Origin of the sequence: Ferrimicrobium sp., assembly GCF_027319265.1 — a bacterium.
Taxonomy (GTDB): Bacteria; Actinomycetota; Acidimicrobiia; order Acidimicrobiales; family Acidimicrobiaceae; genus Ferrimicrobium.
In genome coordinates this window covers 72,962-80,341 of sequence record NZ_DAHVNP010000030.1, presented here as the reverse complement: position 1 = coordinate 80,341, position 7,380 = coordinate 72,962, and the positions used below count along the sequence as shown (strand labels likewise).

At 57.3% G+C, this 7,380-nt stretch carries 8 protein-coding genes; 7 read left to right on the top strand and 1 reads right to left on the bottom strand.

Features of this window, described 5'->3' with window-relative positions; all coding sequences use genetic code 11:
- The 4 genes from M7439_RS04330 to M7439_RS04315 all read left to right on the top strand — a co-directional run.
- On the top strand, window positions 1–1,399 hold a 1,399-nt coding region (locus M7439_RS04330), incomplete at its 5' end, for a hypothetical protein (RefSeq protein WP_298345145.1).
- 34 nt (window positions 1,400–1,433) lie between these two features.
- Window positions 1,434–1,925 carry an RNA polymerase sigma factor gene (locus M7439_RS04325; protein ID WP_298345148.1) on the top strand — a complete coding sequence of 164 codons (492 nt, stop codon included), beginning with the start codon at window positions 1,434–1,436 and terminating at the stop codon, window positions 1,923–1,925.
- On the top strand, window positions 1,912–2,526 hold the full coding sequence (locus tag M7439_RS04320; RefSeq protein WP_298345152.1) for a zf-HC2 domain-containing protein: 615 nt from the start codon (window positions 1,912–1,914) through the stop codon (window positions 2,524–2,526). The genes M7439_RS04325 and M7439_RS04320 overlap by 14 nt, the downstream gene beginning before the upstream one ends.
- Before the next feature lie 231 nt (window positions 2,527–2,757).
- The gene (locus M7439_RS04315; RefSeq protein ID WP_298345155.1) at window positions 2,758–4,239 is read left to right on the top strand and encodes an MFS transporter; all 1,482 of its coding nucleotides are present in this window, start codon (window positions 2,758–2,760) and stop codon (window positions 4,237–4,239) included.
- A 394-nt stretch (window positions 4,240–4,633) separates the two neighbouring features.
- On the opposite strand, the gene M7439_RS04310 is transcribed toward M7439_RS04315, so the two are convergent.
- Complete coding sequence (locus M7439_RS04310) at window positions 4,634–5,239, bottom strand: MBL fold metallo-hydrolase (RefSeq protein WP_298345158.1); 606 nt, start codon at window positions 5,237–5,239, stop codon at window positions 4,634–4,636.
- Window positions 5,240–5,348: 109 nt separating this feature from the next.
- Here M7439_RS04310 and M7439_RS04305 point away from each other — a divergent pair, with 109 nt between their 5' ends.
- The 3 genes from M7439_RS04305 (at window position 5,349) to M7439_RS04295 (ending at window position 7,362) form a co-directional block, all read left to right on the top strand.
- On the top strand, window positions 5,349–6,461 hold the full coding sequence (locus tag M7439_RS04305; RefSeq protein WP_298345161.1) for an acyl-CoA dehydrogenase family protein: 1,113 nt from the start codon (window positions 5,349–5,351) through the stop codon (window positions 6,459–6,461).
- Between the two features lie 91 nt (window positions 6,462–6,552).
- Window positions 6,553–6,978 carry a hypothetical protein gene (locus M7439_RS04300; RefSeq protein ID WP_298345164.1) on the top strand — a complete coding sequence of 142 codons (426 nt, stop codon included), beginning with the start codon at window positions 6,553–6,555 and terminating at the stop codon, window positions 6,976–6,978.
- Between the two features lie 9 nt (window positions 6,979–6,987).
- Complete coding sequence (locus tag M7439_RS04295) at window positions 6,988–7,362, top strand: carboxymuconolactone decarboxylase family protein (protein ID WP_298345166.1); 375 nt, start codon at window positions 6,988–6,990, stop codon at window positions 7,360–7,362.
- Window positions 7,363–7,380 lie beyond the last annotated feature (18 nt).

Sequence of the window (7,380 nt, the reverse complement as noted above, 5' to 3'; positions counted from 1 at the left end):
TGGAGGAACCTCGTTGGTCGAGGTCAATCCGACTACCGGTGCATCGAAGGTGTTCTACCAGAATGCCGCCATCACGGGACCCGTTGGGATTGCTATCAACCCATCAGCTGATATCGTCTGGGTCACCTACTACGGAACAGCCGCAAATGGTTCAGGCTCGGGTTACGCGGTGATCTCGAATATGGGCAAGCTTGTGGCGAATTACACCAACACCACGAGTTCCTACGACGGTCAGAGCAACCTCTTCGAGGGTGCTTGGGGAGCAGCCTTTGCTCCGGGGGCCTTCTTCTGGACCAATGCAGGCGCGGCTACTCCCAATGCCCAAGGGACGACAGGACAGGTCTGGCGACTCAATCCCAACCCAACGGCGACCACCAAGAACGGTCAGCCGATCAATGCGACGTACGCTCCTTTGGCGACGAACCTACCGACCTCTGATATGAGTGGCACCTCGTTGAGCCCAAGCACCGTGGCCGGGCCCCAGGGCATGGTCTATGACGCTACCAACGGTACCCTCTATGTGACCGACGACTATAACAACGCGATCTACGCGCTGCCCAATGCGTTGACCGCTACGGGGCCGGTGACTCCAGTGATGATTGCCCAAGGTGGCGCTCTCAACGCACCACAGGGGATCGCCATCAACCCTGTGAATCACGATCTGTTCGTCGTCAACGGTGCCGACAACAATAACCTTGTTGAACTCACCACGACAGGGGAAGTCGTGGCCACCAGGACACTTGATGGAGGGTCCGCCGGGGCGCTCTTTGGCCTTGCAACCACCTCAATGGATGCGGGACATCTCGGAATTTACTTTGACGACTCCAATACCTCCACACTTGACGAGCTCAGCGCTCCCACCGTCGGCTATAGCGGCTACCAATTGGCCCAAAGTGACGGTTCCGTCTCCGCCTTTGGCACCACCACAGCACCAGCACCGACAGCCCCCAAAGTCACTGGCAAGGTCGTCGGGATGGCCTACGCGGCTGGTAGCGGCGGTACTGGTTACTGGGAAGTGACCGCAAATGGCGCGGTCTACGCGGCCGGGAACGCCAAAAACTACGGTGGGGTCAACAACCTTCGACTCAATGCCCCCATCGTCGGGATCGCTTCGACCCCTGACGGAAAGGGCTACTGGCTCGTGGGAGCTGACGGAGGAGTCTTCAACTTCGGTGACGCTGGTTACTATGGCAACACCTATAGCGATGGACTGACCGGATTGAGTGGGATGCATCCCTTAGATATGCCCGTGTTGGGAATAATCGCTACACCAGATGGTGCTGGTTATTGGTTAGTAGCTAAGGACGGAGGAGTCTTCAACTTCGGTGACGCTGGATTCTCTGGGTCAGGCGCTGGCAAGGGAATGACCTTCACCGCCGCAGCGAGCCCGCTGCTGTAGTGCTGGGATCTTGATGACGATGAGAGGGGGCACGGTGCTCGAAGTGATACTCCAAGATCTCTTCGAGTCATTCTCCCCTCTCATTCGTGCTCAAGTGTTCGCCATCGTCGGTGACGCCTCGGCCACCGACGATCTGGTGCAAGCAACGTTCCTCGCCGCCCTTGACCACAAGGACTCTCTCTTGGTCGATAAAGAGCTGTTAAAGGGATGGTTATTGATCGTTGCACGCAACCGTGCTATTGACCATTTGCGCCGATCGAGCCGACTATCACAACTGGATGTTGGCACTCTGGGCTCTAGCCACGAGGAGAACAATAGCGTCCTTGATCGCCTCGTTATTGAGTCAGCCATCGATACGCTCTCTAGCGACCATCGACAGGTTGTGCAAGAGGTATTGGTGAACGGAACACCACTGGTGCATCTCGCCGCAACGATCGGCGTTCCAGAGGGGACACTACGATCGCGGCTCCATTACGCTGTTAAAATCCTCCGAACAAAGTTGGATAACGTTCATGACACCCGATAGTTCATCACACGACCTCTTGGTTGAGTACACGCTTGGAGCCTTGGGCCCGGTCGAGCAGCGCGCCTTTGAGGAACATCTGATCAGCTGCGTCGAATGCCGCGATGCGGTTGACCGTACTAGCATGTTGGTTCTCACACTTGCGACCCAATACCCGCAAACCAGTCCCGGGCTACCGGTAGCGACTCAACCTACCAAGGTCACAAAACTTCCGACCGCTTGGCTCGTACGAGCTGGCATTCTCGTTGCCGGCGTCGCTGCCGGCCTTCTCGTCGGGGTGTCCATTGCGCACACGTCAGCAAGTGCAGCCAAACCGACCGATGTCATCGCGATGTCATCGAGTCAAAGTGGGGTCAATGGGTCGCTTGCGCTGTATCGCAAACCCTGGGGGACCCAAGTGCACGCAACCTTTGCAAACCTCCCCACCAAGGGTACAATCCAAATGGTGGTGGCTACTCACTCGGGGCGAATCACCACCACATGGCTCGGCACGGACCGGTCCAAGATTGCGCTCGACGCTGCACTTCCGTATGCCCCAAGCGCTATCGATTGGATCGGCGTCTATGCCAATCATGGCGACCTTATCGACTCGTGGCAGCGATAGATCGCACAAGGCCCGCCGCGGCGAACTGGGACAGTCTATACCAGATCCTCCATGCCGCCAGGTAAGGTCCAGCTTCGCAAACCCCTCTTGGCCCAATTGCGGCTCGACGACTAGGCTGATACCTATAGCCACGATGTCGGTCCCAACTGGTACACAAGGCTTCACGATTTGACGTCACTACGGTATGTAGGAACCCACAAAACCGCATGGCATCGCAGAGGAGGTGCTCCTTTGAGTGTAGATAAACCCGAGGCAGCAGCGACTGGGCCATCGGCGACCAGAACCGGGTTGGCCCTCGCAGTCGTCATGACCGGGGTATTAATCACGGCGGTGGATACCACAATCGTCGTACTTGCGCTACCTGAAATCGAACGGGGCCTCCACGTTGCGCTCGCCTCGGTCATCTGGGTAATTATCGGATATCTACTGGTGGTGACACTCCTTGCCTCACAAGTCGGTCGGCTCGGCGACATGTACGGACGAGTCAAGATGTATGAGACAGGTTTTGTCGTCTTCATCATCGGCTCAGCGCTCTGTGCCATCTCGTGGGATGAACCAGCAATCATTGCATTCCGGATCCTTCAGGGAATCGGTGGAGCGCTTGTGACCGCCAACAGCGGCGCCGTTATCGCCGATCTTTTTCCACCGGAGAAACGGGGCCGTGCCTATGGCTTCAACGGTATCGGCTACAGCCTCGGTGCCGTGCTGGGGATCGTCCTCGGAGGAATCATCGTCACTTTTATCTCATGGAGATGGATCTTCTGGATCAACGTACCGATCGGTCTCGTGGCCGTCATACTCGCCCTTCGCGTCCTCCACGATGGCGGAACTCGCGAACGCCGGAAGATCGACCTATGGGGAATGCTGACTGCGGGCCTCGGCCTCTTTGGCATCCTGTGGGCGGTGACGAACCTCGCCACCCACACGCTTAACCTATCACTACTCCTCTTTCTCCTCGGTGGCATCGCCATCCTCATCCTCTTTGTCATGATCGAACGCGGGCAAACCGACCCCATGGTCCGTCTCTCTCTTTTCAAGGTACCGACCATGACCTCATCGTTGCTTGCCTCACTCTGCCAAGGACTTGCAAACTACGCCGTGCTCTTTCTGGTTCTGATGTACCTCCAGGGGCCGCGTGGTCTCTCGCCCCTCGACGCCTCACTCCTCTTGGTTCCGGGCTACTTGGTTGGTGGTGCGATCGGCCCCTTCTCGGGGAGAATGGCGGACAAAATCGGACCGGTACTCCCAGCCACCTTCGGTCTCGCGACCCAGATTATCGGCCTCTTGCTCTATGCTCAGCTAGGTATGACCACCGGACTATGGCTCGTCGTAGTCGCAAGCGTGGTCAACGGCATCGGCTCGAGCAGTTTCTTCCCCGCTAACAACTCAGCAGTGATGAAGGCGGCTCCTCGCCAGGTCTTCGGAATTGCCTCAGGCATGTTGAGGACCTTTCAAAACACCGGTATGGTCTTTTCTTTCTCGATGGCGATTCTGATCGCATCGCGGTCGATCCCTCGACAAGTAGCCTTTGCGATCTTTGTGGGTACCGCTAAACTCCATGGCGAGATCGCGCAAGTATTTGTTAATGGGCTACATTCGGCATTTTATGCGTCAATGATCTTTTTGGTGATTGCAGCCATCCTCTCGGCAACGCGCGTTCGTCACGGCCTCATCACCGCCTCGGCAAGCAAAACCGCTCAGACACAAGGCTGACAAACCCACCCACCTGAGAGGAACAAGCAGTCCCGTTCTGTTGCGTTCCTGCCGTTGGAGGTCCGTCATCGTCGAACCTTGCCGGGCTAGCTCAATGCTCCAGGTTGCGGGATTCTCGGGTGCGCACGGCGGTGATCGGTCCTGCAACGCAACGTCGACATGCTACCGCGCAAGCAAATCGCTGGCACCAGCGGGGTGCGGTCGTTACGGTCTTGTGATGATTCAGGATCAATGCGCGTCACACCACTCCAGTGGTGGAGACTAGGTTCACACGACGGCATCGTCAACCGTTACGTACTACCCGACTATCATCCCCACGTACACCTCGCCTCCTATCCAATACATACGGACGCCAAACCTGATGCACGACAGGCTTCTCTGAGAAGGGTGCAGCTCACCAGCCTCTTGCAATCCATTCGTCCAAGCTGCCGATCTGTGTTCCAATCGTGGTCGAAGCTCCATGACCCGGCATTATGACCGTTTCAGCGGGAAAAGTGGCAAAGATGCGGCGGATCGACTCGATGATGGTAGGGAAATCACCACCAGGGAACTTGGTCGCTCCAGGTCCGCCTGGGAACAGTGTATCTCCAGTAAAGAGCAGCTCATAACCCTCAGGAGCGATACAAAGAGATCCAGGGGTGTGTCCCGGCGTCACCATAATACGTAGATTGAGAGCGCCAAACCTGATCAATTCGTTATCGACCAAGGTCGCATCAAACCCATCAAGCAACGAAGCATCAGGCTCTCCCACCATCACCCTCATCCCCTGTTGTCGTAGCGCCGCAACAGCACCGATATGGTCGTGATGACCATGCGTAATGATGACCTTGGTCACGTTCCGCTGTACCAACGTATCGAAAAGAACGTCATCGCCGGCGGTGGCATCGATGAGGAGTGCCTCTGGAGAACTCGGGGTGGTCAGGACGTAGAGATTATTCTCAAGCGGCCCTACCACAAACTGCTCAATCGTAAGATCTCCAACGGTATACGTGGTTTGCACGACGCTCTGCCCTCTCTTGAAGCTGTTCTAGCAGTAGGCTAGTCAGTGCGGACGATCTTGGCGATAGCGCCTAACGAGAGGACGCCAGCGAAATAGCGAGCCAAAGAAAGTGAGGGCTACGTTGAACTTTGCGTTTACGTCGGAACAGGAAGAACTCAAAGCTACCACCCGTCGATTTCTTACTCAACGCTTGCCAACAAGTCTCGTACGCACCACAATGGAGTCCACGACTCCTATCCCGATCGATCTTTGGCAGGCGATGGTCGACGAACTGGGGATCGCTGGCCTGCTCATCCCTGAGTCCCAAGGAGGGCTCGGGCTTGGCTTCGTCGAGGCAGCCTGCGTCCTTCAAGAGATTGGCCGCGCGGTGGCTCCCCTCCCGTTCCTGGTGACGTCAGTCCTTGGTGCTAGCCTCCTCAATCAAGCGGACAGCGATGATCCCGTCATCGCAGAGACTATCGCGGGGATCAGCAGCGGCGCAGTGGTGCTTGGACTGGCCTGCGGAACCGCTGAGCATCCGCTCCATCCAAGTGGCACCTGGCATGACACCGGCATCGAGGCCGAAAGCCGATTCGTACTCGACGGTGCCCAGGCTACCCATCTGTTAGTCACCCTTCAGAAAGAGGACGAGTGGGTACTCGCACTCGTGCGAGCCGACGCCCCGGGGGTTGTGCTCACCCAACAGACCACGCTTGACCTCACCCGGCCCATGGCCCAGGTGTCGTTCAACGCTTCACCAGGAACAATGGTGCTCGATGGCCCAGCGCTGGAGGCAGCAACGCTTGCCTTCGAGATACTTGCAGACGCAAGCATGGCTCAAGACATGGTTGGTGGAGCCGAACGCGTACTCGAGATGTCCGTTGCCTACGCAAAGGATCGCCATCAGTTCGGCCGCCCAATCGGTAGCTTCCAGGCCGTCAAACACCGCCTCGCAGACATGCTTGTTGACTTGGAATCCGCGAAGTCGGTAGCGCTGTATGCTGCTTTCACGCTCGCAGATCAGGCAGACGATCAGGCGATTGCAGCCACGACCGCAAAGGCAACCTGTGGGGATGCCTACTATCGCATCGCAGCATCCTCCATTCAGGTGCATGGCGGTATCGGCTTCACCTGGGAACACGATGCCCATCTGTACTTCAAGCGGGCAAAAGCCGACCAAATCTTGTTTGGGAACGGGACTGCCCAACGACGTAAACTCGCACACCTCCTCGGTATCATCTAGTGGCGAGCACTTCTCCGACGAGTATCGCGCTATCGAATCCGAGCGAGTAGAATATTAGTAGGTAGATGGTTACCTGAGTGGTGGAATGAATATGGATCGAGAGAGTACCCCAGACAAGAGCAGCGAGCTGCAGGCCTCCGCCGAAGATCGAGAGCGGGCTCGCGTCCTACTGCTTGAACGCTTCAGGTCCGGAGATCTCGACTTTGACGAGTACGAAGTTCGTCTTATGCTGCTTGCCAAGGCTCGCAAAGTTTCTCAGATCTATGAAGCGACGTTTGAAAAGACGCGCACGCCTTTCGTAGGCCCTCGATGGGATCGCCGAATTCGTCGCCTTGATTCATTTGGTCTGATCCCGGTCGTAGCGCTGGCAGCACTCAGCTTCTTCATGGGTTGGATTTTCCCCGTATTGGCGATCGTCGTCGTTGCGTTCCTGCTGATGAACCTAGGATACGGAGTGCAATGGCTGCGCTACCGCCCGATTAAACGAAGCCTTGCAAAGAGCAACCATCCCGTCTAGCCTGGAAGCATGAACGACGAACAACATCAGCCGTGGCATCAGGTCCAGGAGGACCTTCGCCAGCCTGCGAAGGAGCTTCGAGCGATGATCCCGGAGGTGCTGAAGGCGTACGGCGGCCTCCACCACAGTGCAATGGCCACTGGCGAGATCAGCACCGGAACGAAGGAACTCATCGCGTTAGCGGTCGCCGTGGCGCTTAAGTGTGACGGTTGTATCACGTCCCACGCGCGTGGGGCGGCCCGCGCTGGCGTAAGTCGCCAGGCCATCGCCGAGGCGCTCGGGGTGACCATTTTGCTCACCGGTGGGCCCGGCACGGTGTATGGCCCCAGAGCGCTTGAGGCATTCGATGAGTACGAACGCGATTACCACCCGAGCGACAGCTAGTACGCTCGTTGTTGGGTC